The sequence below is a fragment of the Hymenobacter amundsenii genome (assembly GCF_002204745.1).
GTDB classification, from domain to species: domain Bacteria; phylum Bacteroidota; class Bacteroidia; order Cytophagales; family Hymenobacteraceae; genus Hymenobacter; species Hymenobacter amundsenii.
The window spans coordinates 51965-78133 of record NZ_NIRR01000006.1; the positions used below are offsets into that span (position 1 = coordinate 51965).

Below are 26169 nucleotides of genomic sequence, written 5' to 3' on the forward strand. Positions count from 1 at the left end.
GAAGGGAGGGTATGGGAGTGAAACCGTAGCTTTCAAAACGGTGAACCGCCCCGGGGGTTATGCCCGGACCAGCCGCCGGACGCAAACGGAGCCCGACCAAAAGGCCGGGCTCCGCACTGTTGGTAAGCTATTCGGGCAGTTGCCCGACGTTTTCCGCCCTTATGCGGGCTGGGCCTCGAAGCCGGCCTCCGTTACCAACGTCACCACCTGCTCGGCGGTCAGGTCGCCGTTTATCGTGAGAATTTTGTTGGGGTTGGCCGTGTCTACCTGCCAGTTAGTAATACCTTTTTCGCCGTTGAGCGTGGGCGTAACGGCCTTGATGCAGCCGCCGCAGTTGATGTTGGTTTTAAATTGAAGGGTATTCATCTGGATTGTTGTTTTGAGGTGAAGTCGGGCTGTTGCCTGTTGCTGGTTATTGAACGGCGAGCAGGGCCCAATTGGTTGCCGGTGGTTTCAATTCGGCACAATCTTGCAAGATTACGTACGAATCCTGCACATCCCGAACGACCGTTTTCGGGTTTAGTATAGTAACTCAAGTTGCGGAGTAAAAACCAAGGAGGAGAGCTAGCTTCTAACGCTAGTTTTAGCACTCCGCAACTTGAGTTGTAGTAGTATAATGGAGCCGGAACCGGCCGTTGTTGCTGCGTCGGCTCTGCCGGGGCTCCTCCTGTTTTCTACCCGCCTTCCCTACCCTCGTGAATACGTCCTCCACCCCCGCCGTGCCCGCCGCCGGCAACCCGCCGGCCGCCACCGATACTGCCGCCACGCGCACCGAAACGCTCAACATCGAGGGCATGACCTGCGCCTCCTGCTCCAACTTCGTGGAAAAGGCCCTCAGCCGCACCCCCGGCGTGCAGCGGGCCACCGTGAACCTGGCCGCCGAGAAGGCCACCATTGAATACGCGCCCGGGCAGATAAACCGCGCCGGCCTGAAGGCGGCCGTGGAGCAGGCCGGCTATGGCGTGTTCGAACCCGAAGCTCCCACCGCTCCGGGCGTGCTGGCTTCCGACGAAGAACTGGCTGAGCGTAAGGCTGAGGCCTACCAGGACCTCAAGCGGCGCTTTCAGGTGGCAGTAGGGCTGGCCGTCGTCATTATGCCACTGAGCATGCTCATGCTCTGGCCCGCCATGATGAGCCGGATTTCGACGCCGGTGCTCAATTACGTGCTGCTGGCCCTCACGCTGCCAGTACTGGCCTACAGTGGCCGCGAGTTCTACGTGTCGGCCTGGAACGGGCTGCGCCACCGGACCGCCAGCATGGACACGTTGATTGCCGTGGGCACCGGCGCGGCCTTTCTGTACAGCCTCGCCGCCACCGTGGTGCCGGAGTTTTTCCACCAGCGCGGCCTCATGCCCGAGGTGTACTACGACACCACGGCCACCATTATTGCCCTGATTCTGCTGGGCAAGGTGCTCGAAAGCCGGGCCAAGCTCAAAACCTCGGCCGCCATCAAAGCTCTCATCGGCCTGCAGGCCAAAACAGCCCGCGTAGTGCGCCCGGGCGGCCAGGAAGTGGATATCCCGCTAGCGCAGGTGCAAACCGGCGACGAGGTGCTGGTGCGCCCCGGTGAGAAGGTGGCCACCGACGGCGTAATTCTGGAAGGCCGCTCGGCCCTCGACGAATCCATGCTCACCGGCGAGAGCTTGCCCGTAGAGAAAAAGGCCGGCGACCAGGTGTTTGGGGCGACCATCAATAAAACCGGGGCCTTCCGCTTCCGCGTCAGCAAAGTGGGCACCGATACCGTGCTGGCCCAGATTGTGAAGCTTGTGGAGGAGGCCCAGGGCAGCCGCGCGCCCATTCAGCGCCTGGCCGACAAGGTCAGCGCCGTGTTTGTGCCCGTGGTGATTATGGTGGCCATTGCCACGTTCGTAATCTGGTTTGATCTGGCCGCGCCCGAACAGCGGGTACCGCTGGCGCTGGTCAATTTCGTGGCCGTGCTCATCATTGCCTGCCCCTGCGCGCTGGGGCTGGCCACGCCCACGGCCATTATGGTGGGCACCGGCAAAGGGGCCGAGCACGGCGTGCTTATCCGCAACGCCGAGGCCCTCGAAAAAGCCTACCAGGTGAACACCGTGCTGCTCGACAAAACCGGTACCATCACGAAGGGCGAGCCGGCCGTTACCGATTTCGTGGTGGCTTCCGGCACCGCGCCCGCCACCGTGCTGCCGCTGCTGGCGGCCCTGGAGCGCCAGAGCGAGCACCCACTGGCCGAGGCCGTAGTTCGCTACGCCGCCGATCAGCAGGCCGATACCAGCGCCCCGGTCGCCGATTTTGTTGCCCACGAGGGCCGCGGGGCCGGCGCCACCGTGCAGGGCCAGGCCGTGCTCATCGGCAACCGCCGCCTGCTCGAAGAAAACAATATCGGGCTGGGTGCAGAGCTGGAACAGGCCGCCGCCGAACTGCTGGCCCAGGCCCGCACCTTGCTCTACGCCGCCGTGGGCGGGCAGGCCGTGGCCCTGGTGGGGGTGGCCGATACCGTGCGCGACACCTCGGCGGCTGCCATCCGCCATTTGCAGGCCGAAGGGTTGGAAGTGGTGATGATGACCGGCGACAACCGCCAGACGGCCGAGAAAGTGGCTGGCCAGGTGGGCATCACCCGCTTCTTCGCCGAAGTGCTGCCCGCCGACAAAGCCGGCAAAGTGAAGGAGCTGCAAGCCGAGGGCCGCATCGTAGCTATGGTCGGCGACGGCATCAACGACGCGCCCGCTCTGGCCCAGGCCGACCTGGGCCTGGCCATGGGCGGCGGCACCGACGTGGCCATGGAAGCGGCCGGCATCACGCTCATGCGTTCCGATTTGCAGGGCGTGGTTACGGCCATCGACCTCTCGCGCCAGACCATGCGCACCATCAAGCAGAACCTGTTTTTTGCCTTCATCTACAACACGCTGGGTATTCCCATCGCTGCCGGCCTGCTCTACCCCTTCACCGGCTGGCTGCTCTCGCCCATGCTCGCCGCTGGCGCCATGGCCCTGAGCTCGGTATCGGTGCTTACCAACTCGCTGCGCCTGCGCGGGTTTAAGGCCAATTAAGCATTTCCAGAACGTCATGCTGAGCGCAGTCGAAGTATCTCTACCGCAATGCTAACCCTAACGCGAAAGGCAGTTTGGCAACGAAGCGGTAGAGATGCTTCGACTACGCTCCGCTTCGCTCAGCATGACGTTCAACTTAATTTTTAGCTCTCACTTCTGACTTTATGTTCTAATGGACTCTTCCCAAATTCTCGTGACTATCCTCGGCACCGGCCTGATTGGCTTCGTGGGCTGGTTTTTCTTTCTGGCCCCGCACCAGGTAGCGGCGGCCGTGTCCAGCAGCAGCGGTGTGCAGCAGGTCGATATTACGGTGAAGGGCGGCTACTCGCCCGATGTGATTGAGGTGCAGAAAGGCCAGCCGGTGCAGCTCAATTTCTACCGCGACGAGTCGAACAGCTGCTCCGAGGAGCTGCTGCTGCCCGACTTCAACATCCGCCGCGACCTGGCCCCGTTTCAGACCACGACCATCGAATTTCTACCCGAAAAAGCCGGCACCTACCCCTTCACCTGCGGCATGAGCATGCTGCGGGGTAGTTTGGTAGTGAAGTAGAAGAACAGTTGTAGCGCGAAGCAGCCTTTTGCCGTACCGTAAAACGGCCGTAGCGCGAACCACAGGACAGCGAAGATAAGCTGTCCTGTGGTTCGCGCTACGGCCGTTCTGCGACATACTGTACTTCAGCCTCAGTTCCGGGTTGTTTCCGCTTCGTGCTGCTGGCGGCGCATGGGCACATCGAGCAGCATGGGCACGCCCTGGATTACGGCCAGTATGATGTACTGATAGCCTTCGAGCAGCTCGTGATTGAAGGTTAGGGCCACGGTCCCGATAAGGTTGAGCGCCGCAGCCAGCCCGTAGAGTTGCTTGCGGCGGCTGCCCTCCACGGCCGAGGCAGTGTAGGCGAAGCCCAGGGCCCCAAACAGAAACCAGAGCGTGTGGAAGCTGAAGGGCATGATGGCTTTGGCCTCGGCGGCGTGGGCCCAGTAGTTTTCGGCCGTGGCCAGCACCGTGGCCCCGGCCCACACCCAGGCCAGGGCATTGCGCTTGTCGAGTAGCAGCGTCATCACCACCGGAATCAGCATGGCAATAATCCAGGTCCAGAGTACGGCACCGTGGCCGTGTTCCATTGTGCGGCCGAAATATTGGGTTAGCAGGTAGGCCACCGTGACGGTGAGGCCCCACCAGAGCAGTAAGGTTTGACGAGTAAACATGGGTAGAAAAACCAAGTAAAAGGCTGGAAAATAAGTATTTGTTCGCCCGGGAAAGTGTCTCCGGCTACTCCAGACTACGGCAGTTGCAACCGGCCGGCCGCTACCGTGCAGTTTAAATCATGCTGGCGGCTGAGTAGTAGTGCATAAATAACCGTAGCAAAAAAGACGGTTATTTATGCGTGATTACTTAAAACCGCACGCTCAGGCCGCCACCGCCGCCGAAACGGTTGTCGTAGCTGCCCATGAGCGAGAAATTGCGCGAAAGCATATACTCCAACCCAGTGTTCCAGACCACTTCCTTGCTGAAGCTGCGGTTGTTTTCCAGCTGGTTCACCCACCCAAAGTCGGCCTGAAACTCATAGTAACCGAAGGCCAGCAGGCGCGGAAAAATCATGATTTCGCGGCCCAGGCTCAGGCGGGGGCGCAGCTTGTTATCGATGCGGGCGTCGAGGCTGAACAGGTAGGGAGTGAGAAAGCGCAGGCCGGCCACGGCCGTAGTGGAGGTTTCGGTCATCATGCGACCGGGGCCCTGCTCGTTGGGAGCCGGCGCGGCGCGGCGGCGGGTACTTTCCACGTTCACGCCCCCAAACACGCGCAGGTAGTCGTAGAGGTAACGCTCGTAGGTGGCCTCGGTTTCCAGGTTGCGGTTCCAGCCGTACTCCACGCTCAGGTTGAACTGGTTGCGCAGGTCGGACGAGGTCAGGTTGAGACTACTCATATGCGAGGCTGCATCGAGCCTACCCCAGGTGTAGTAGCGGTTGGTTTCGGCCAGCAGCTGGCTCACCGGGTAGCCTTTCAGGCGTGGGTCGCGGGGCGTGTCGTAGCTCGCAATGCGGGCCATGCCACCCATCATGTGGTAAAGGATGTGGCAGTGCAGAAACCAGTCGCCCGGCTCGGTGCCCAACACCTCAATCGTGACCTGCTGCATGGGCGGCACGTTCACGGTGTGCTTGAGGGGCGAGTACTCCCCGTTTTTGTTGACGACCCGGAAAAAGTGCCCGTGCAGGTGCATGGGGTGGTGCATCATCGTCAGGTTGTTGTAAGTGATACGCGTGAGCTGATTGCTGCGAATCGGAATTTTGTCGGCCGACGACAACGGTACGCCGTTCATGCTCCAGATGTAGCGCTGCATGTTGCCGGTGAGGTTGAGCAGGATTTCGCGCACCGGCACCGTGTCGGCGTAGGCCGTTTTCTGGGGCGCGCGCAGGTAATCGTAGTTGTACTCGGCGAACATGTCCATACCGGCCATCGGCTTGGCAGTGTTCGTTTTCATGCCCTTTACCGGCATCTGGTGGCCAGCATGAGCTGTATCGGCGGGCATGTTCATACCCGCCATTTGCTGCGCGCCGGCCATATCCGACTTGGGGTTGGATTGCGCGGGCTGGTCGTTCATCTTCATGCCATCCATCTTCTGGCCACCGCCGCTCATGTCCATGCCGGCCATCGGCTTGTCGGCGCCCATGTTGTGGCCGCCCATCTTCATGCCGCCCATTTTGCCGGCCAGGCCCGGCATGTCCATCTGCATGCCCCAGTTTTCCTTCATCTGCTGGGCATCCACGTGGTTGGGGCGGAACTTGAGGGCCGGAGCGCCCATGCGCATCTTCATCTGGGCCATTTGCTGCATGAGCCCGATTTTATCGGGCCGGGGCAGCACGGCCGCCGCCAGCACCGGGCCGGTGCCCAGGTAGGCCGAAGTGGTGCCGGAGCCGTCCTGGGCCATGGCCCGGAGCTCCAACTGGCCGTTGGCGGGCACCGTTACCAGGAAATCGTAGGTTTCGGCCACCGCAATAAAGGTTTTGTTGTGCGGCACCGGCACCACGTCCTGGCCGTCGGCGGCTACCAGCAGCGGGTCCTGCGCGCCCCCGAACGTCATCCAGAACTGGGTCGAGGCCGAGCCATTGACAATGCGCAACCGCACCCGCTCGCCGGGCCGGAACTCGGGGTACTGCTGCACCGGCTGGCCATTCACCAAAAACGCATCATAGTAGATATCGGCAATGTCGAAGCCTTCCATGCGCTGCTTCCAGAAGTTGAGCTGGGCCCCGAAAGCCCCACGGGCTACCACCCGGTTGAGCGGCGTGGCCGTGCCCTTGGCGATGTTGTACCACTCGGTGCCCCGCTTGAGGAAGCGCAGCACGTTTTTAGGCTTCTGGTTGGTCCAGTCCGAGAGCACCAGCACCAGGTCCTTGTCGTAGGTCAGGCGCTCCTGCCGGGGCTCAATCACGATGGAACCGTACACGCCGCTCTGCTCCTGCAGCATGGTGTGCGAGTGGTACCAGTAGGTGCCGGCCTGCCGAATCGGGAAGGCGTATTTCTGGGTCTGGCCCGGCTTGATGGGCGGGGTATTGAGGTAGGGCACGCCGTCGTAGAAGTTGGGCACCAGCAGCCCGTGCCAGTGCACCGACGTTTCCACATCCATCTCATTCCGAACATAAATCACCGCGTAACCACCTTCCTTGAAACGGATGGTCGGGCCGGGAATGCCGCCGTTCACGGTCATGGCCGCCACGGTTTTGCCAGCTTTGGTCACCAACTCCTGGCGCAGCGTCAGGTTGTATACGACCGTATCCGTCTGGGCCCGGGCCGGCCAGCTTGTAAGCAGCAGCAGGGCTCCGACTAACACAAGAAGTTTATTGCATGTAACGGTAGCAGAACTCATCAGGGGCATACTATTGGTGGAAGCGCGGCCACCCGCGCCAGGCCCTAGCGGGCTGCCGCCCGCGGAGTGGGCCAGAGTATTTCAACCCTATTTCAGACGCGGTGGTTCTACACAATTACGCAGCAGACCTACAAGATTACCGGCTATCAATAGGTATCGGAGCTGTTTAGGAAGTCACAAGGACGGTCGGTCATGCTTGATCTGGAGGCTACTCCGCCCCTACCACCCACACGGGCACGGCCGAGAGGGCGGCGTTGCCGGTCAGGGCATCGAGGCGGGTTTCGTCGGTGAGGTCGTTGAGGCTGGCGCCGGGGTGGGCGCGGGCTACGGCCAAGCGGGTGCCGGGGCGCTGGTGGCCGTAGCCGTGGGGCAGGCTGGCCACGCCCGGCATCAGGGCCTCGGTAATTTCAACCGGCACCTGCACCTCTCCTACCCGGCTGCGCACCCGCACCAGCTGGCCCTCGGTGAGCTGGCGGGCAGCGGCATCCGGGGGGCTGATTTGGAGCGTGCAGCGGTTGCGGCCCTTGAGCAGGCGGGGCAGGTTGTGCATCCAGGAGTTGTTGGAGCGCAGCTCGCGCCGCCCGATAAGCAGCAGTTGGTCGGGCGCGGCTTCGGGGCCGGCGGCCAGCACTTGGCGGGCTCGCTCCAGGTCGGCCAGAAACAGCGGGGCCGCTAGCGGGATGCGCTGGTTTTCGGTGCGCAGGGCGGCGGGCAGGCGCGGTTGCAGCGCGCCCAGGTCGATGCCGTGGGGGTTTTCGCGCAGCTTATCGAGGTTCAAGCCGCCGTGCTCAGGCCGGCCGTAGGGGCCGTAGCGCAGGCCCAGGTCGATTTTAGCGGCTGGGTCGTCCGGTGGCGCGGCGGTGGCGGGGTCGTAGGCGGGGCCGGCTTCGAGGCGCTGGCGCAGGCCCTCGAAAATCTGCCAGTCGTAGCGGGCGTCGGGGCCTTTATCGAACAGCGGCTCGGCGTAGCGGCTGGTGTTACGGATGGCCAGGGCGTGAAACGAGACGTCGTAGTGGGCCGTTTCGAGGCCCGTGGCGGGCGGCAAAATGTAGTGGGCGTGGCGAGTAGTTTCGTTGAGGTAGATGTCGATGCTGACCATAAACTCCAGCCCGGCCAAGGCGGTATCGAGCTGACGGCCGTTGGGCGTGCTCAAAACCGGGTTGCCACAGCTCGTCACCAGGGCCAGTAGCTGGCCTTCGCCGGGCGTCAGTATTTCCTCGGCCAGGGCGGCCACCGGTAGCTCGCCCATAAACTCGGTCAGCCCCCGCACCCGGCTATGGTAGCGGGCGTGGCGGCGGTAAGGTCCGGGCTTGCCCAGCACGTCGAGGGCGGGCGTGGGCAGCATGTAGCCGCCGGGCTCGTCGAGGTGGCCCGTGAGCAGGTTCAGGGCATTAATCAGCCACAAACACAGCCCCCCAAACTCCTGGGTTGACACCCCAATGCGCCCATACACCACGGCCCGCTTGGCGGCGGCCAGCTCCCGGGCCAGGGCCCGCACCACGGCCGGGGCCACGCCCGTTACGGCCGCCACGCTTTCCGGTGTGAACCCGGCTACGGCCGCGCCCAGCTCCGGGATGCCGTCGGTAAACTCGCCCACCCGGCCGGGGTTCACCAGTTTTTCGGCGTAGAGTACCTGCACCATGGCCAGCAGCAGAAACACGTCGGTGCCGGGCCGTATGAAGTGGTGCTCGTCGGCGCGGGCAGCAGTTTCGGTGCGGCGCGGGTCGATAACGACCACCCGGCCACCCCGCTCCCGAATGGCGCGCAGGCGCTTGGCCACGTCGGGCGCGCTCATCAGGCTCCCGTTGCTCACGAGCGGGTTGCCGCCCAGGATCAGCCAGAAATCGGTGCGGTCGAGGTCGGGCACGGGCAGCAGCAGCGGGTGGCCATAGAGCTGCCAGGCTGCGAAATGATGGGGCAGCTGATCAACCGAAGAAGCCGAAAACAGGCTCCGGGAGCCCAGCGCCCGCAAAAATCCAGGCGCGGCGAGTTGGGTACCCGAGTTGTGGACGCTGGGGTTGCCGGCGTACCAGGCCACGGCATCGTCCCCGTGCCGGCCCTGCACTTGGCGCAGCCCGGCGGCCACTTCATCCAGGGCCACCTCCCAGCTCACTTCCTCCCAGCCCCCGGCAGTCGTGCGCCGCAACGGCCGGCGCAGGCGGTCGGGGTCCTCGTACACATCCTGCAAACCCAGGGCTTTGGGGCAGATGTGCCCCCGACTGAACGGGTCGCCGCGTCGCCGCGGATATGCAGCACCCGGCCGTTTTCGTGCTCGATTTCGAGGCCGCAGATGGCTTCGCAGAGGTTGCAGGCGCGGTAATGGGTTTGGGTTGGCATAGCGGCGAAGGGTTGGGGGAACAGCGGCCAAGATACCCCTGTTTGCATGGTTGCCAAAGCTGCCTGGGTTACCTTTAGCCTTTCGTTGCGGCCGTTCAGCGGCCGTAGCGCGACGCTTCAGCTGCGCGTATCGTTGCTGATGAACGCGCTAGATGCAACCGTTCTGCGATACGCGCAGCTGGAGCGTTGCGCTACGGCCGCAACGAAACACAGAGCCGGCACTACGCGATACACCTTACCTCCATGACCCGCAAAACCCTGTTCAACTGGCTGCCCTTCGTAGTTTTCGGCCTGATTTTCTTCACTGGCCTACGCCCCATCGTGCTGAGCGCGGCGCAACGGGCACTACTGGCCACCGGCCTCTGGCGGGCCGATGCGCCGGTTGCGCCTACTACTCCGGAAATGCCTGTCCTCGCCACCAGCCTGACCGCCACGAGCGGCCTGCAACTGGTGTCGGCCGACGGTGTGCCCCTCAACCTGAACAAATTTCGCGGCAAGGCTGTGTTCGTGAACCTGTGGGCCACTTGGTGCCCGCCCTGCCGGGCCGAAATGCCAGGCATCGAGGCCCTCTACGAACGGATTGATACCAGTAAGGTGGCCTTCGTAATGATTTCGCTGGATGAGCACCCCGACAAAGCCCAGAAGTTCGTGCGCCGCCAGGGCTTCCGGTTCCCGGTGTATTACCCGGCCGCGCCCTTGCCCGCCCCTTTCAATTCTCAATCCATCCCTACCACCGTCATCCTCACCCCCAACGGCCGCATTGCCGCCCGCTACGAAGGCATGGCCGACTACGACACCCCCAAGTTCCAGGCGGCCCTGGAAAAGCTGGCGAAGCGGCAGTAAGCGGCTGATTGGCTGTCAGTGAGAACGTCATTCAGAGCGCAGCGAAGAATCTCGCGTGCTGACGTTGTCACGCCAACCCAATGATTTCACGCGAGATTCCTCGCTCGCTCTGAATGACGTTCTTACTAACAACCAACGACTGACCTTACACCGGCCCGTCGTCCACGCGGGCCTCTATCACCCGCTGCACGGCCACGGGCACGGCCGAAAGCAAGTCGAGGCCGGTGGCGGCTTCAATGGCGTCGATGCTAACGCGGTACTGGCCCCAGTTGGAATTAAGGGCGTTGTCGTTGGGCGTATCGATGGCGATGACGCGGGTACTGCTGCTGACCCGGGCGGCATCGTTACCGGCAGCGGTGGGCAGCACCACCACCACTTTCCAGATGCGGGCGGGCACCGTGAGGCGGCCTTGGTCGAGGGTGGTGGCGAAGCCGTTGGCCCCGGTGCCGCCCCGGCCGTAGCTACCCATGAGAATGTACAGTTCGTTGCGGCCGCCGTCGAGCTGGGCGCGGCAGTAGTTTTCGAGGCCGACCCAGGTCTGGCGGTTATGGTTGGGGGCCTCGGGCACCATGTTGGTCATCAGGAAGGTGGCCGAATTCTGCGCTTGCGTAGCCGTGCGGTCGGCCGAGGGGCAGTTGTGGCCCCTATCGAAACCCGAGCCCGAATAGCTGCTGCTGCTCACCCGGTACCACCCGGCGGGCAGCGTGGCATCGGCCCGGAAATCGTCCTGGCGGTTGGCTGGGCCCTGGTCGGCAGCCGTCAGGTGCCAGCTCACCCAGTTGGGCTTGCCCTGGTCGCGGTGGTAGCTGAGGGCATATTCGGGTTTGAGCAGCAAGTAATTGGTGGGCTGCTGGGAGTTGGGGGTTGCGCCACTGGGGTTGCCCAAGGTGAGGTGTTCGGGCAGCGGGTTGGTGGGCGCGACTGTTGTGGGGTCGGGAGTGGTAGCGCAGGAAGTGGCCAGCAGGGCGGCACCTAGCAGCCAGGCCACGTTCCTGGGCCGCCGGGCGGCAGGCAGAAAAAAGAACATAGCCCGAAGGTACGCCCCCTCCAGATAATCCCCCCTTCTGCCACGCGCAAAAAAAAGCCCCCGGCTCCCGGACAGTCCCGCTGGGGGAACGTCCGGAAACCGGGGGCTTTAGAGGGTAGCCAGCCGCCGGGCGGCTGGCGCGGGGTTACTGAACGCTCAGGCGCTGGGTCAGCACCACACCATCCACCTCGAAACGAAGCAGGTAAAGACCCGGGGCGAAACCGACGGTTGGGATTTCGGCCTCGAAAGAACCAGCGGGGCGCAGGGCGGTGGGCAGCGGCGTGGCAACGCAACGGCCCAGGGCATCATGCACACTCAGGCCCACGGTAGCGGCCTTGCGCAACTGTACTGGCAACAGGGCGCGGCCATTGGCGGGGTTCGGGTACACTGGCTCCAGTAGGGCCGAGTTCGACACAACCGCGCGGACGCCGGTGGGCGTGAAGTTGGTTTTGCGCGGACCCGTCCAGTCGTCGAGGTAGAAGCGACGAGGCACGGTGGTGTTCGGGGCAATGAGCAGCACGATTTCGTTTACGCTGGTATTGCTCACGGCCGCGCTGGGGCGGTTGGCGTAGCTAAACACCAGCGTTTCCCAGGCGTTGGTAGCCGTGGTCACGGCCAGGTATTCGGAGTGGCGGCCGGCCGGGTAGTTGGTGGCTCCGGCCACGGTAGAATCCTGGAGCGTAATCTGGAAAGTAATGCCCGGAGCGGGGCTGTACACTTTCATGGTCATCTGCTTGGCCGAGCTCAGGAAAGGAGCCACATCGGCCAGCGGAGCACCGGTGGGGCTTACCACCAGCGCATCGTATTGGCTGGCCGAGCGGGTGTAGCGCATTACGCGGGCACTGGGGTTGGCGGCGCTAACCACCGGATTGAGCGTGTCGAGCTTGATGCTGCCGGAGGTCTTTTTGAAGCTGTAGCGGATGGCCCGGGTGCCTTCATAGTTGTCGTACAACTGGTCGGTGACGACGGGAGTGGTGCTGACGAGCAGCTCCGGACCCATAATGTCGTCGAGGTAGAACGTTTGGCCAGTTTTGGTATCGGGCGCGATGAGCAGCACGATCTGGTCCACATCCGTAGCCTTTACCGTTGCGTCGGAGGTGCCGGCCGTGTAGGTGAAGGTGAGCAGCTCCCAGGCGTTAGCCACCGTGGTTTTGGTATCGAAAGTACCCCCGAAGTTGCCGTTCGGATAGCCAGTTGTAGCCTTGACGGCGTTCTGCAACACGGCCTGCAGGGAGATGCCCACGGCCGGGCTCCAGAACTTAAGGGTGAGTTTTTTGGTCCCGGCAGCGTAAGCCGCCACATCGGCCAGCTTACCCGGGGCGGCGGTCGGCTTAAACCGAATCACGTCGAACTGAACGTCGGCATTGCGCACGTACTTGCCGCAGGTCGGGCTGCCGTTCACCGCATTGGCACCTGGGTTGGGCGCGTTCTGGGTGAAGACACCATCCGTGCTGAGGTAAGTCAGCAGCCGGGTGTTCTCAAAATTGTCGTAGAGTACCTGCGCCGATGCGCTGGCTACCGGGGCTGCTACGGCAAAAAGGGCCGCCGCAATTAATCGGGTAAAAAGGGTCATAGAGTAAACTGAAAAGTGTAGAAAAAAAGGACAATTACAGTCTATGTTAGTTTGCCAGCAACCCGTGCACAAGGCGTGGCAGGTTTCTGCGCCTTTTCAGCCCCAGAAAGCAAGCTCAATCATTAAGCAAACACGGTTTTCAAAGACAGGAAAGTGCTGGCCTGAACCATGAAATAAGCTTTTTTTCTTTGCCCTTAGCTCTTTTCCCTTTTCCAGTAACTGAGGGCGCATATCAAGTCAGGCAAGTTTTCTGAGTCGTTTGTGGCAGGCCTGATGGACAGAAAAATTAAGTGATTGGCAAGCAATTGGTTGATCCCGCATGAATTGTAAGTACACGCTTGGTTGAGCCGACCTGCTTTTAAAATTACTGCGCAGCATTCCCCGGCGTTAGGAGAATAGGGCCGCACTACCTACATTTCCTCATGCTTCACCTGCTCCTGCGGAGGCTGCTGACGGGTGGCGGACTGCTGTTGCTCTCGCTCGCCACCCGTGCCCAAAGTCCTCAAACCCGCCCCCTGCAACAAGCCCTGGGCCGTGCTTCCACCGACACGGCCCGCGTGCTGCTACTCGCCGATCTGGCCGCTACCTACCGGTACTCCCGCTTCGACTCAGTGGCCTACTACGCCCAGCGGGGGTTGCGGCTGGCCCGCCGCATCGGCTACGCCAAGGGGGCGGGGCGCTGCCTGTCGCGGCTCGGGATTCTGCCCGGCGAGCGGGGCAACCTGCCGCTGGCGCTGCGCCTGAACCTGCAAGCCCTGCGCCTCAACGAGCAGAGCCACGACCGCGAAGGCACGGCTCGCACCCTCAACCAGATGGGGCTGCTCTACTTCGCTCTCGACGATTTCCGGCCCTCGCTGCGCTACTACTTCCGGGCCCTGAAGCACTACCAGCAGGCCGGCGTCACCGATACGTCGCAGTTCATCAGCGTAATTACCAACCTGGGGGCCAGCTACGAGGGGTTGAACCGCTACGATTCGGCTGCCTTCTACCTGCGCCAGGCCTGGCAGCTCACGGCCCGCCACAGCCCCGCTACCTGGAGCTGCTGGGGCAACCCGGCGCCCTACGTGCTGCGCGAGCTGGGTTTATTGCAGCTGGTGCAGGGCCACCCCGATACGGCCCGCTCGTTTTACTGGCGCAGCGCCCGGGCCGCCGGGCCCGAGAACGACCAGCGCAGCGCCAGCCGGGCCTACCAGTACCTGGCCGAGCTGCACCAGCGCCACGGCCGGCCCGACTCCTGCATCTGGTATGCGCGCCGGGCTTTACCTTTAGCCGCCGCCCTGCCCTACATGCTGGGCGTGGTGCGCAACAGTGCGCTGCTGATGCAGTCCTTCGAGGCCCGCCAGCAGCCCGATAGCGCCCTGTACTACACCCACATCATGCTCCGGGCCCAGGAAAACCTGTATAGCCCGCAACGCATCAAGCAGCTCGATGCCATTGCCTTTGCTGAGCACAACCGGCTGCTGGCCCTGGAAACCGAACGCAACGAGTTGCTGGCCCGGCTGCGCACCATGCTACTGGCCGCGGGCATGGGGGCACTGCTGGTGGTGCTGGCGCTGCTCTGGCACCGCAGCCGCCGCCAGCAGCAAGCCAACAAACGGCTGCGGGGGCTACACGAGCAACTCAGCTGGCAGGCCGGGGAGCTCACGCGCCAGCGCGACGATTTGGTAAGGGCTCTCAAAGAGCTCAAAATAGCCCAGAGCCAGCTGGTGCTGCGCGAGAAAATGGCCTCCTTGGGCGAGTTGATGGCCGGCGTAGCCCACGAAATCCAGCACCCGGTGAACTCGGTGCGTCGGTTCGCGGCCGCCAGCATCGAGCGCTGCAACGAAATAGCGCACCGCGTCACAACGCTCGGCCTATCCCCCGCCCAGCAGCAGATCTGCGACGATTTTCTGGGCCACTTGCGCCGCCACCAGACGCTGATTATGCAGCACGGCCAGCGCGCCGAATCCATTGTGCGGGGCATGCTCGAATACTCCCAGGGCGGGGGCCGGGCCCGCCAGCTCACCGACCTCAACGTGCTGGCCGAGGAGTACCTGCGCCTGGTTTACCACGACCTGCGAGCCAAGCACGACTACTTCAGCTGCGCCCTGCTACTGCGCCTCGACCCTACCGTGGAACGTGCCCCGGTGGTGCGCCAGGACTTGGGCCGGGCATTGGTGGGCGTGTTTGGGGCGGCGCTACAGGCCGTGCGCCAGCGCCAGCTAATCCCCGACGACGACTACGTGCCCCAGGTCGAGCTCATTACCCGCCGCACCGCCGCCAGCCTCGAAATCCGGGTGCGCGACAACGGACTGGGCCTACCGCCCGAAACCCTGCTCACCCTGTTTCAGCGCTTCCCGGGTGGGGCCGAAGCCGACCTGGCCCTGGCCCTGAGCCACGACCTGATTACCAAGGGCCACGGCGGCACGCTGAACGTGAGCAGCCAGCCGGGCCAGGGCACCGAGTACTGCATCGTGCTGCCCCTCTCCGCTTGGCCGGAGCCTCTCCCGGCCTAAACTCGCCGGGGCGCGCGCGTCACAATCGGGGCGGCCGGCGCGGGCCGGAAGGGAGCTGGCGGGCCTTGAGGTGATTTACCGCGCCCCGGCTGGGCGCTGGTTCGCTACGGGGCCGTGTCACAAACCACCAGCCAACGACCTTGCCCGCAGCCGGGCGCGGCCGCACCTTTGAGCTATCCTCTGGCAAAAGCTGGCCCCTGCGGCCGGTCACTGCCAATTCCGTCCCCCTTTTCCACAACCAAACTACGGAGCGGCCCGGCACACCACGTGTGCCGGCGCTCGTGTTTAGCCGAATGTAGATAGCAGATAATCAGCAAATCATCCTTAGCCCAACAAATAGTGTTGGATCGAACCTACTGACTCTTGAAACGCTACGCTTCCAGCTCCGGGGGCAGCGGCTGGTCGAGGCCGTTGAGCAGGAACTCGCGCAGGCGGTTGATGTGGCGCTTGATTTCGACGAGGCGCTCCAGCTGCGGCGCGTTGCCAAGCTCGGCGGAATTGGTGGTCAGGCTGCTGAGCAGATTCTTGCGCTCCTCCATCATGCGCAGCGCCACCCACAGGCTTTCTTCCAGGCCCCGGCGCGAATCGTCGAGCAGGCCGGCCAGCGTGTAGGCGTGGCCGGTGTGGCAGCGGAAGCGGGCCACGCGGCCCTCGTTGAGCTGCCAGAGGGACCCGCCGCAGCCGGGGCAGGAAATGGGGGCGGGCGTCCCGATGCGGTCAATTTCCTCGGTGGTGCCCACGATGCGCTCCGCGATGGCAGCCTCCAGCCGAATGTCTTCGGGAATGGGGCCGGGGGCCAATGGCGCTTCGCTCACCAGCCGAATCAGCAAGGGGCCCATTTCGGCCAGCGGCACGGTATAATCGACGGCCACGTTGCTCAGCGCGCTTTCGGGCATACTCGGGAACTCGGCCTCCAGCGGGTCCTGCACCACGGCCCGGCCGCCCGCCCGCTTGATCTGTTCGAGTCCGGCGGTACCGTCGTGGAGCATGCCCGTGAGCACCACGCCCACCACGGCGGCGCCGTAGTAGGCCGCCGCCGAGCGAAACAGGGCGTCGGCGGCGGGGCGGTAGTTGTTCTCGCGCGGGCCCTTCGTTACCAGCAGCGTCCCCTCGTGCACCAGCAGGTGGCGGTCGGGGGGGGCCACGTAGAGGTGGCCAGCCCGTAGGAGCTGGCCGTGGGTGGCCAGTTCGCAAACCAATCCGGTACCAGCGGCCAGCCGCTCGACCAGGTGCTGGCCCGAAGAGTTGGGCGCCAGGTGCTGCACCACGAGTACGGCGGCGGGCAGCGTGGCCGGTAGCTGGCGCACGAGCCGGGCCAGGGCCGGCATCCCGCCGGCGGAGGCCCCCATGACAATCAGGTAACCAGGGAGCTCCGGGGTCATGCCTATTATAGTATCCAAATTATACAAGCTCAAAAACAAGAGTGGCTCGGTTAGCCCGCGCCCGCGCCAACCATACGTAAAACCCCGTCTCCGTTGTTATAGTCGAGCTGTTGGCCTTGCCCGGCAGGGTTTGGGTTTAGCCTTAGAGACTACCAGCATTCGTGCGTAAATTTGACGGTTACCCGCCCCCGGATGCCCCGCCCTTTCCTGCTCCCATGACGCCTCCCCACCCGCCCACTTCCGCCGCCTACGACGATGACGATCAGGAATATGACGTTGCCCAGGAAGCGCCCATTCGGGTAGAGGGGCCGCCGGTGGAAGACCAAGTGAGCACCACCCAGCGGCGCACGGCCCAGCGCCAGGAAGACGCGGCCGAGAAGTTTCCGATTGTGGGCCTGGGCGGCTCGGCCGGGGCGCTTGGGGCCTTCGATATCTTCTTCCGCCACCTGCCCGCCAACAGCGGCATGGCCTTCGTGGTGGTGATGCACCTGGTGCCCGACCAGCCGGGCGAGCTGCCGGCCGTGCTCCAGCGCTTCACGGCCATGCCCGTGCAGGAAGCCGCCGACGGCCTGAAAGTGCGGCCCAACCACGTGTACGTGATTCCGCCCGACCGCGACATGAGCATCCTGCACGGCACGCTGCTGCTGTTTCAGCCCACCCAGGCCCGGGGCCGGCGCCTGCCCATCGACTTCTTCTTCCAGAGCCTGGCCAAGGATGCCCGGGAGCGGGCCATCTGCATCATCTGCTCGGGCATGGGCTCCGACGGTACCATTGGCCTGAAAATGGTGATGGAAAACTTCGGCATGGTGATGGTGCAGAGCCCCGAAACGGCCGAGTACGACTCGATGCCCCGCTCGGCTATTGCCACCGAGTTTGTGGATTACGTGCTGCCCGCCGAGCAGCTGCCGGCCAAGCTGCTCGAATACCTCCACACGCCCCTCATCGAGCGCCCCCGCCGCGAGGCCGCCGAATCGGGTTCGCGCCCGGCCCACGCCCTCCAGAAAATCTTCCTCCTCATCCGGGCCCAGACGGGCCACGATTTCAGCTTCTACAAGCGCAACACGGTGTTTCGGCGCATCGAGCGGCGCATGAACGCCCACCAGATCCATGAGTTTCCGCAGTACGTGCGGTATTTGCAGGAGAACCCGGACGAGGTGGAGGCCCTGTTCCGGGAGCTGCTGATTGGGGTGACCAAGTTCTTCCGCGACCCCGAGGCGTTTCTGAGTTTGCGCGTACGGCTGCTGCCGTTGCTGCGCTCCAAGCCCGCCGACAGCGTGATTCGGGTGTGGGCCCCCGGCTGCTCGACCGGCGAGGAGGCCTATTCGCTGGCCATGGTGCTGCTCGAATGCCTCGACTCCATCGACCCAACCAAGTACCTCAAAATCCAGCTGTTCGCCACCGACATCAACCCCGCGGCCATCGACTTCGCCCGCGCCGGCCTGTACCCGACCAATATTACGGCCGACGTGAGCCCGGAGCGGTTGGAGCGGTTTTTCGGCCGCCAGCCCGACGGCAGCTACCAGATCAGCAAGGAAGTGCGCGACGTGGTGATTTTCGCCGTCCATAACCTGACCAAGGATGCGCCCTTCACCAAGCTCGACCTGCTGTGCTGCCGCAACCTGCTCATCTACCTGTCGGCCGAGTTGCAGAAGAGCCTGCTGCCGGTCTTCCACTACGCCCTCAACCCCAACGGGCTGCTGTTTCTGGGGCCGAGCGAAAACCTGACCGGCTACCACGACCTGTTCACGCCCCAGGACATCAAGTGGAAAATTTCGCGGCGTAACGATGCCTCGCCCTCCATTACCCGGGTCGTTAATTTCCCGTTTGCCCTTTCCCGCCACCACCCGGCCACCGCGCCGGGGGCCCAGCTTCCGATGACGTCCTCTTCGCCCCGCAAAACCGGCCCCTTCGCAGCCCTGATCCAGAAAACCCTGCTCCGTATTTACACGCCCCCGGCCGTGGTAGTAAACGCCAAGGGCGAAATCCTGTACGTGAACGGCCGCACCGGCCGCTACCTGGAGCCGGCTCCCGGAGTGGGCGGGCTCAATATTTTCGATATGGCCCGCGAGGAGCTCAACTACGAGCTCAGCGCCGCCGTGCACAAGGCCAGCACCACCCGCCAGCAGGTGGTGGCCGAGGGCGTGAAGGTAAAAACCGACGCCGGCTACCAGCTGCTGCGCCTCTCGGTGAAGTACCTCGAAGAGCCCGAGCAGCTGGCCGGCCTGCTGCTGGTGACCTTCGAAGACCAGCCCACGCCCCGCAAGGTGCGCACGGGCAAAACCGCCACCAGCACCGACCTGAGCCGCGACGCCGTGGTGGCCGCTCTCGAAAAGGAGCTGCAGTTCAACAAGCTGCGCCTGCAAACCACCATCGAGGAGATGGAGAGCAGCCTCGAAGAGCTGAAAAGCACCAACGAGGAGCTGCAGAGCGCCAACGAGGAGTTGCAAAGCACCAACGAGGAGGCCATGACTAACAAGGAGGAGATGCAGAGCCTGAACGAGGAGCTGATGACGCTCAATATGCAGTACCTGAGCAAAACCGAGGAGCTGAGCCAGGCCGCCAACGATATGAAGAACCTGCTCGACGCGACGGAAATTGCCACCGTTTTCCTCGACAACGACATGATCATCAAGCGATTCACCCCCTCGATGAGCCACATTATGCACCTGCAACCCGCCGACGTGGGCCGTCCCATCACGCACTTCGCCAGCAACCTGCACTACGATACGCTGGAGCAGGACGTACGCCAGGTGCTCGACCGGCTCACCAGCATCGAAACCACCATCCAGACCACCGCCAACGAGTGGTTTTCGATGCGGATTCTACCCTACCGCACCCTCGATAATTACATCAACGGGGCCGTGCTCACGTTCACCGAAGTATCGGACCTCAAGCACCTCGAAGCCCGACTGCGCGAGAGTACCCGCTTCGCCGAGAGCATCATCGAAACCATGCACGAGCCCTTGCTCGTGCTCGACGGGGAGCTGCGGATTCAGACCGTGAGCCAGACGCTGGCCGACCAGTTTCAGCTCGATGCCCAGCAGCTACGGGGCCAGCCGCTGGCCGCCCTCGGGCCGGGCGAGTGGGGCCACGCCCTGCTGGCCGAGCGGCTGCGGGGCCTGTTCGACAGCTCGGAACCCTCGTTCGAGGGCCTGCGCCTGCCTGGCCCCCAGGGCCGCCCGGTAGAGGCCTTCGCCCGCCGCATCTTCAGCCACGGCTCTCCTACCAACCACGTATTGCTGGGCCTCACGCTGGCCGAGTAGGCTGCCCGGGGGGATGAAGCTATATTTACGGGGCTTCCGCAATGCTTGTCGTCCTCCCCATTCGCCTCACCCCCTAGCCCCCTTCGCCGCTCAATGCGCGGAATGAAAAGGAGAGGGGGAACTAACTCATAATTTTTAGCTCTAAAAATCAATAATTCAGATCAAGTATCAGTGCTAGATCTAGTTCCCCCTCTCCTTTTCATTCCGCGCATTGAGCGGCGAAGGGGGCTAGGGGGTGAGGCGTACGTTAGAGCTGATTATATGCATATAAGTTACCCGCCCGCGCCTCCCTCCCAAACGCCATGTCCGACCTCCCCGCTCCTGCTCTCCCCGACGGCCCCGACTACGACGGCCTGACGCCGGCTTCCTCGGCGGCCCGGCAGGCGTTGCAGGAACTGCGCGACCGGGCCGAGCGGCGGCGGCTCGTGACCCAGAGCCCCGGGGCCGAAACGCCAGCCGAGATGCAGCGGCTGGTGCAGGAGCTGCAGGTGCACCAGATTGAGCTGGAAATGCAGTACGAGGAGCTGCTGCTGGCCCAGGCCGAGGCCGAAACCAGCCGCGCCCAGTACCTCGACCTGTACGAATTTGCGCCGGTGGGCTACTGCACCCTCGATGCGGGCGGTACCCTGCGCCAGCTGAACCTGCGCACGGCCCAGCTGCTGGGCCAGGTGCGCCAGCAGTTGCAGGGCCGCCGACTGGGTCTGTTCGTGGAGCCCGCCCGCCGGACCGAATTCGCCACGTTTCTGGCCCGGCTGCTGCAAACAACCGACCTCGACGCCTGCCAGACCATCATCTGCCCCTGGTTCGCCCCGACGGCCAGCCCCTGGAGCTGCGCTTCGAAGGCACGCCCGCCCTGGGTCCGCTGGGGGCCCGGCAGGTGCGGCTGGCCCTAATGAGCGTAACCGAACAGCAGCAGCAGGCCCGGGCGCTGGCCCTGAGCGAGCAGCGCCTGAGCCAGGCCCTGGGCGCGGCGGCCATGGGCATCATCGACTGGGACTTCGCGACCGGCCAGTGGTACAGCGATACCCGGGCCCAGGCCGTGCTGGGCCTGCCCTACTCCGCACGGCCCCACTCTACGGAAATCGTGGCGGCCCGGCTCCACCCCTCCGACCGCGCCCGGTTCCGGCAGCTGGCCGCCCGCCCGCCCGAGGAGCCGGCCGCCCCGCCCACCGAGCTGGACCTGGAGCTGCGCCTCATCCGGCCCGATGGTACCGATGGCTACCTCAGCCTCGTGGGCCGCGTGCTCTGCGACCCCGACCACCCCCGGGGCCGGTTGCTGGGCCTGGTGCGCGACCAGACGGTGCGCCGCCGTACCGAGCTGGAGCTGCGCTACAAAAACCGGCTGCTCGAAAATATTCTGGGCCACCTGCCCGTGCTGCTGGGCCGCCTCAGCCCCGGCGGCCACTACCGCGAGCTAGTGGGCGCGGGCCTGCGCCGCCTGCACCTGGCCGACAACGAGCTGGTGGGCGCTTCCATCTTTGAGGTGCTGCCGACCCTGGCCGAGCCCACCCGCCGCCTACTGGCCGGCGAGTCGGTCGATTTTGTAGGCATGGCTGACACGGCCGACGGACCAGTGTACTTCCAGAGCTACGGATTTTTCGACGCCGAGCGCCAGGAAGCCATTGTGTTTGCCATGGACATCACCGAGCGCGAACAGCAACGCACCGAGCTGGAGCAGCAGCAACAGTTCGCCCAGCGCCTGCTCGACAACAGCGTGGACGCTATTATTGCCTTTGATGCCGAGCTGCGTGTGACGGCCTGGAACCGCCAAGCCGCCGCCTACACCGGCATCGAAACCGCCCAGGCCCTGGGCCGGCCGTTTGAGGAGCTCATGCCCAAAGTCGCCCACGACCCGCAGTTCCGGGAGTCGGTGGTGCGGGCCCTGGCCGGCGAAACCACCGAGCTGCTGAGCTGGACCGGCCGCTACTTTCAGGGCACGCTCGACCTGAACCTGCGGCCCTTCACCTCGCCTACCCAGCCCCACGGCATGCTCCTCACGGCCCGCGACGTAACGCAGCGCGAGCAACTGCTGGCCGAAACCACCCGCCTGCAGCGGCGCCAGCAGCAGCTGGTGCTCACGGCCATCCTCACAACCCAGGAAGAGGAGCGCCGCCGCATTGCCGAAGCCCTGCACAACGGGGTGGGCCAGTTGCTCTACGCCACCAGCCTGCACCTCACCCAGCTCCCCGACTCGGCGCAGCTGCGCGCGGGCCAGCAGTTGCTTAAGGAGGCCATCCGGGCCACCCGTAGCATTTCGTTCGAGCTCACGCCCCGGATTCTGGAAGATTTCGGCCTGCCCGCCGCCCTGCGGGAGCTGGCCGACCGCATTCCGGCCGACTCCCTGCAACTGGAGCTCCACCTCGAAGGCCTCGACGCGCCCCTGGCGCCACCCGTGCAGATGGCCGTGTACCGCATGACGCAGGAGCTGCTCAACAACGTGATGAAGCACGCCCAGGCCTGCCGGGTAGTCCTCACCGTTGCCCGGCGGCCCGACCAACTCCACCTCAGCATTACCGATGATGGGGTGGGATTCGTGCCCGGCCCGGCCCCGGCCAGCGGCGGCATCGGGCTGGCCGGCATCCACAACCGCGTCGAGCTACTGGGCGGCACGCTGGCCATCGACTCGCGGCCCGGGCAGGGCACCACCATCACCATCGACCTACCCCTGCCCCTGGAGCTCACCCCGGAGCCGACCACCAGCTAAGCCCGCCGCAGTCCGCGCCGGTAGTTGCTGCTACTGGCCCACGCAACTCCCGCTGCGGCGCATTTTGCTGGTACGAGAAGAAGTTATGGCGGCGGCGTGGTTGGTTTACCTCCCTTCTGCGGCCGAAGCCGTACTACGCTCGTATTCAGGCCTGCCACCCGCCCAATAGACCCAGGAAGCTGCTACGCCCTCATTTACCGAGGAGTAAGCGGCAGCGTAAACTCAGCAGCCTACCTTTGCACGAAGCCAAGCGCCCTACCGCGCCAAGTGGCCGCCGCCGCCAGTCGTTGAATTTCCTCGTTGCCCTCCTTTATGTCTGCTCCCGCGTCCTCTTTCTCCGACCTAAACCCAGCCGGGTTGGTAGCGGTTTTAATGGCGACTTCCCTCAACGGCACCCTACTGCTGCGGCCCCTGTACGCGGCCGATGGGCAGGAGTTGGTTGATTTTGCCTGGGAGCACCTCAACCCCGCCGCCCAGCGCCTGCTCAGCCTGCCCGAGCGCCCCACCGCCTCCTTTCTGACCTTATTTCCGACGGCGCGGCAAACGGGGGTTTTTGAGTTTTACCGCGACGCCTTTCAGTCGGGCCAGCTGGCCCACCGCCAGAACCTCTACCAGCACGATGGGCTGGATGGCTATTACCTGCTACAGGCCCAGCGCTGCGAAGGCGTGCTGGTCGTCAGCTTCATCGATGGCAACGACCAGTCGCGGCCCCGCGTGGAGGAGGCGCTGCGCGAAAGCCAGGCCCGCGAGCGGGCCGCCCGGGCGGTGGCCGAGCGCCAGCAGGGCGAGTTGGAGCGCATGTTCGAGCAGGCCCCGGTGGCCATTGCCGTGTACCGAGGCCCGCAGTACATCATCGAGTTGGCCAACCCCACCGTGTGCCGGCTCTGGGGCCGCACCCCGGAGCAGATCATCGGCAAGGGGTTGTTTGAGGCCCTACCCGAAGTGGCCGGCATGGGCTACGAAGAACTGCTCGATGGCGTAATGGCCACCGGCGAACCGTACGTGGCCCACGCCATGCCGGCCGTGCACGACCGCGACGGCCGCCGCGACACCGTGTACTGGGATTTCGTGTACGTGGCCATGTACGAGGCCGACGGCAGCATTTACGGGGCCATGGTGGTGGCCACCGAAGTGACGGAGCAGGTGCTGGCTCGCCAGCAGGTGCAGCAGCTCAATGAGGAGCTGGAAGTGCGCGTGCGGGCGCGCACGGCCGAAGCCCACGCCGCCCTGCGCGAGGCCCAGGAACAGCGCGAGCAGCAGCGGGAACAGCAAAACCTGCTGCGCCAGATTCTGCGCCAGGTGCCCGCCTCGGTGGCCACCCTGATGGGACCGGAGCACCACTTCGCGTTTTTCAATGACCGGTACTACGCCCTTACCGGCAACCGGGCCGCCCTGGGCCGGAAGGTAGCCGACGTGCTGCCGGAACTGGTGGACCAGGGCTTCCTGTCGTTGCTCGACCGCGTGTATGCCACTGGTGAAGCATTCAGCGACCAGGAGATTTCCATTGTGCTGGAGCAGCCGACCGGCCCCGCTAGCCAGCAATACATCGACTTTTCTTACCAGCCCCTCACCGACCGCCAGGGCCAGGTACAGGGGATTCTGGTCTTTATTCTCGAAACCACCGAACAGGTACGCGCCCGCCGCCAGGCTGACACGTTGCAGGCCGCCGCGCTGGCCGCCGTGCAGCGCCGGGCCCAGCAGCGCCAGGAGCTCTACCAGATATTTGCCCAGACGCCAGTGGCCATTGTGCTGCTGCGCGAACCCGACCACCGCATCGACTACTTCAACCCGGCCTTTGCCGAGCTGTTCCCGCCCGACGAATGGCCGGGCCACGATATGCAGGGCCACGTGCTGGCCGAAGTGTATCCACGCATCAAAATAGCCGGCCTGGTCGAGCTGCTCGACCGCGTGTTTGAAACCGGCGAACCGCAGGCCGTGCTCGACATGCCCCTGGCCAACCTTCAACCCGGCAGCCCGCGCTACGTCACGTTTACTTACCAGGCCTACCGCGAGGAAGGCCGGATTGTGGGCGTGGCTGCCTTTGCTTACGACGTGACCGAGCAGGTAGTAAGCCGCCGCGATGCCGAAATTATGCAGGCCGCCCTATTGGCCAGCGCCCAGCGCAGCGCCGAGGAGCGCCAGGAGCTGCTTTCCCTTTTCGAGCACGCCCCGGTGGCCGTGGCCCTGTTGCGCGAGCCCGGCCACCGCATCGAGTACTTCAACACGGCCTTTGCCGAGCTGTATCCGGCCCAGAACATCCTCGGGCAGCCCTTAGTGGATGCTTACCCCGGCATGGCCTCGTCCGACGTTATCGGCCGCCTCGACCGGGTGTACACCAGCGGCGAAACATATCAGGGGCTGGAGCAGCCGCTGCGTACGGCCGTACCGGGCAGCAAGCCCCGTTACATCACGTTCACTTACCAGGCCTACCGCGAGCACGACCGTATTGCCGGGGTGGCCGTTTTCATTCATGAAGTAACCGAGCAGGTGCTGGCCCGCCAAGCTCGCGAGGCGCAGCAGCAGCTGGTCGAAGCGGTGTTCGAGCAGTCGCCTACCGCCATCTGGGTAGCCGAAGGACCGGAGTACATATTCAGCCTTGTCAATCCGCTCATGGAGCAGATCTTGGGTCGGACTCAGCAGCAGCTCATCGGCAAGCCCTACCTCGAGGTGATGACGGAACTGACCAGCCAGGGCCTGCCGGAGCTCCTTCGCCAGGCGTGGGAGAGCGGCGAAACACTGTTGGTGAAGGAGTTGGCCGTTCAGCTAGCCTATCACCAGCCCGACGAGGTGGGCTACTTCAGCTTCGTGTTCCAGCCCCTGCGCGACGAAGTGCGGAGTGAGGTCACGGGCGTTGCCTGCGTGGCCGTTGAGGTAACCGACCAGGTGCTGGCCCGCCAGCAGGTGCAGCAGCTCAACCAGGAAATGCAGCTCACTAACGCGGAGCTCCACGACACCAACACCCGCCTGACGCGCACCAACACCGACCTAGACACGTTTGTGTACACGGCCTCGCACGACCTCAAGGCCCCGATTTCCAACATCGAAGGCCTGTTGCTGGCCCTGCGCCAGCAGCTGCCCCCCGAGGCGCTGGAGGCTCCGCTGGTGCCGCGCCTGTTCGGGATGATGGAGGATTCGGTGATGCGCTTCCAGCAGACTATCGGCCACCTGACCGACATCTCGCAGCTGCAACAGGCCGAGGCCCCCGAAACAATCGACCTGTCCGAGCTTATCGCGGGCGTGCGCCTCGACCTGGCTCCGCTTATCGAAGCGGCCCCCGCAGCCCTCAGCGTAGCAGTGGAAAACTGCCAAGACGTGCGCGTGGCCCCCAAAACCCTGCGCTCGGTGGTGTACAACCTGCTCAGCAACGCCGTGAAGTACCGCGCCCCCGACCGGCCGGCCCAGGTGCAGCTGCGGGCCCACTGTACCCCCACCCAGCTGGTGCTGGCCGTCCAGGACAATGGCCTGGGCCTGAGCACCTCGCAGCAGGCCGAGCTATTCGGTATGTTCCGCCGCCTGCACGTGCACGTAGAAGGTTCGGGCGTGGGCTTGTTTATGGTGAAGCGCCTGGTAGAAAACGCCGGCGGTACTATTACCGTGGAAAGCCAGCCCGGCGTCGGCTCCACCTTTACCGTGTTTCTGCCCGCCTAATCC

16 protein-coding genes are annotated in these 26169 nt (G+C 64.3%); 8 read left to right on the forward strand and 8 right to left on the reverse strand.

Annotated elements, in window-relative coordinates:
• Positions 1 to 159 precede the first annotated feature (159 nt).
• Entirely contained in the window at positions 160 to 366 is a 207-nt protein-coding gene (locus tag CDA63_RS05935) for a heavy-metal-associated domain-containing protein (protein WP_088463535.1), read from the reverse strand.
• A 329-nt stretch (positions 367 to 695) separates the two neighbouring features.
• Between CDA63_RS05935 and CDA63_RS05940 the strand changes: the two genes are divergently transcribed.
• Together CDA63_RS05940 and CDA63_RS05945 are read left to right on the forward strand one after the other, a co-directional pair.
• Positions 696 to 3029 carry a heavy metal translocating P-type ATPase gene (locus tag CDA63_RS05940; RefSeq protein WP_088463536.1) on the forward strand — a complete coding sequence of 778 codons (2334 nt, stop codon included), beginning with the start codon at positions 696 to 698 and terminating at the stop codon, positions 3027 to 3029.
• Between the two features lie 172 nt (positions 3030 to 3201).
• The gene (locus tag CDA63_RS05945; protein ID WP_088463537.1) at positions 3202 to 3579 is read left to right on the forward strand and encodes a cupredoxin domain-containing protein; all 378 of its coding nucleotides are present in this window, start codon (positions 3202 to 3204) and stop codon (positions 3577 to 3579) included.
• A 131-nt stretch (positions 3580 to 3710) separates the two neighbouring features.
• Here CDA63_RS05945 and CDA63_RS05950 read toward each other — a convergent pair whose 3' ends face one another.
• From CDA63_RS05950 to CDA63_RS21845, 4 genes are all read right to left on the reverse strand, one after another.
• Complete coding sequence (locus CDA63_RS05950) at positions 3711 to 4235, reverse strand: hypothetical protein (RefSeq protein WP_088463538.1); 525 nt, start codon at positions 4233 to 4235, stop codon at positions 3711 to 3713.
• Between the two features lie 187 nt (positions 4236 to 4422).
• Complete coding sequence (locus tag CDA63_RS05955; RefSeq protein ID WP_199797502.1) at positions 4423 to 6903, reverse strand: multicopper oxidase domain-containing protein; 2481 nt, start codon at positions 6901 to 6903, stop codon at positions 4423 to 4425.
• A 199-nt stretch (positions 6904 to 7102) separates the two neighbouring features.
• Entirely contained in the window at positions 7103 to 9073 is a 1971-nt protein-coding gene (locus CDA63_RS05960; RefSeq protein ID WP_242434568.1) for a molybdopterin-dependent oxidoreductase, read from the reverse strand.
• A complete protein-coding gene (locus CDA63_RS21845; RefSeq protein WP_394335383.1) occupies positions 9004 to 9279 on the reverse strand; it encodes a hypothetical protein in 276 nt (91 codons plus the stop codon). The genes CDA63_RS05960 and CDA63_RS21845 overlap by 70 nt, the downstream gene beginning before the upstream one ends.
• A gap of 195 nt (positions 9280 to 9474) precedes the next feature.
• On the opposite strand from CDA63_RS21845, the gene CDA63_RS05965 reads away from it, so the two are divergent.
• Positions 9475 to 10074 (forward strand): TlpA family protein disulfide reductase, encoded by a 600-nt coding sequence (locus CDA63_RS05965; protein ID WP_088463539.1) that lies wholly within the window; start codon positions 9475 to 9477, stop codon positions 10072 to 10074.
• A gap of 145 nt (positions 10075 to 10219) precedes the next feature.
• Here CDA63_RS05965 and CDA63_RS05970 read toward each other — a convergent pair whose 3' ends face one another.
• The gene (locus CDA63_RS05970) at positions 10220 to 11101 is read right to left on the reverse strand and encodes a DNA/RNA non-specific endonuclease (protein WP_088463540.1); all 882 of its coding nucleotides are present in this window, start codon (positions 11099 to 11101) and stop codon (positions 10220 to 10222) included.
• A 145-nt stretch (positions 11102 to 11246) separates the two neighbouring features.
• Entirely contained in the window at positions 11247 to 12674 is a 1428-nt protein-coding gene (locus CDA63_RS05975; protein WP_088463541.1) for a T9SS type A sorting domain-containing protein, read from the reverse strand.
• 422 nt (positions 12675 to 13096) lie between these two features.
• On the opposite strand from CDA63_RS05975, the gene CDA63_RS05980 reads away from it, so the two are divergent.
• Positions 13097 to 15169, forward strand: coding sequence for a tetratricopeptide repeat-containing sensor histidine kinase (locus tag CDA63_RS05980; RefSeq protein WP_088463542.1), 2073 nt, complete (start codon positions 13097 to 13099; stop codon positions 15167 to 15169).
• Between the two features lie 371 nt (positions 15170 to 15540).
• Here CDA63_RS05980 and CDA63_RS05985 read toward each other — a convergent pair whose 3' ends face one another.
• A complete protein-coding gene (locus tag CDA63_RS05985) occupies positions 15541 to 16551 on the reverse strand; it encodes a chemotaxis protein CheB (RefSeq protein WP_088463543.1) in 1011 nt (336 codons plus the stop codon).
• Positions 16552 to 16766: 215 nt separating this feature from the next.
• Here CDA63_RS05985 and CDA63_RS05990 point away from each other — a divergent pair, with 215 nt between their 5' ends.
• From CDA63_RS05990 to CDA63_RS06005, 4 genes are all read left to right on the forward strand, one after another.
• Positions 16767 to 19814: a CheR family methyltransferase gene (locus tag CDA63_RS05990; protein WP_088463544.1), complete on the forward strand. Its 3048-nt coding sequence runs from the start codon at positions 16767 to 16769 to the stop codon at positions 19812 to 19814.
• Between the two features lie 302 nt (positions 19815 to 20116).
• On the forward strand, positions 20117 to 20707 hold the full coding sequence (locus CDA63_RS05995) for a PAS domain-containing protein (protein ID WP_088463545.1): 591 nt from the start codon (positions 20117 to 20119) through the stop codon (positions 20705 to 20707).
• Positions 20707 to 22518 (forward strand): PAS domain-containing sensor histidine kinase, encoded by a 1812-nt coding sequence (locus CDA63_RS06000; protein WP_088463546.1) that lies wholly within the window; start codon positions 20707 to 20709, stop codon positions 22516 to 22518. Before CDA63_RS05995 ends, CDA63_RS06000 begins: the two co-directional genes overlap by 1 nt.
• A 312-nt stretch (positions 22519 to 22830) precedes the next feature.
• A complete protein-coding gene (locus CDA63_RS06005; RefSeq protein ID WP_088463547.1) occupies positions 22831 to 26166 on the forward strand; it encodes a PAS domain-containing sensor histidine kinase in 3336 nt (1111 codons plus the stop codon).
• The last annotated feature ends 3 nt before the right edge of the window (positions 26167 to 26169 follow it).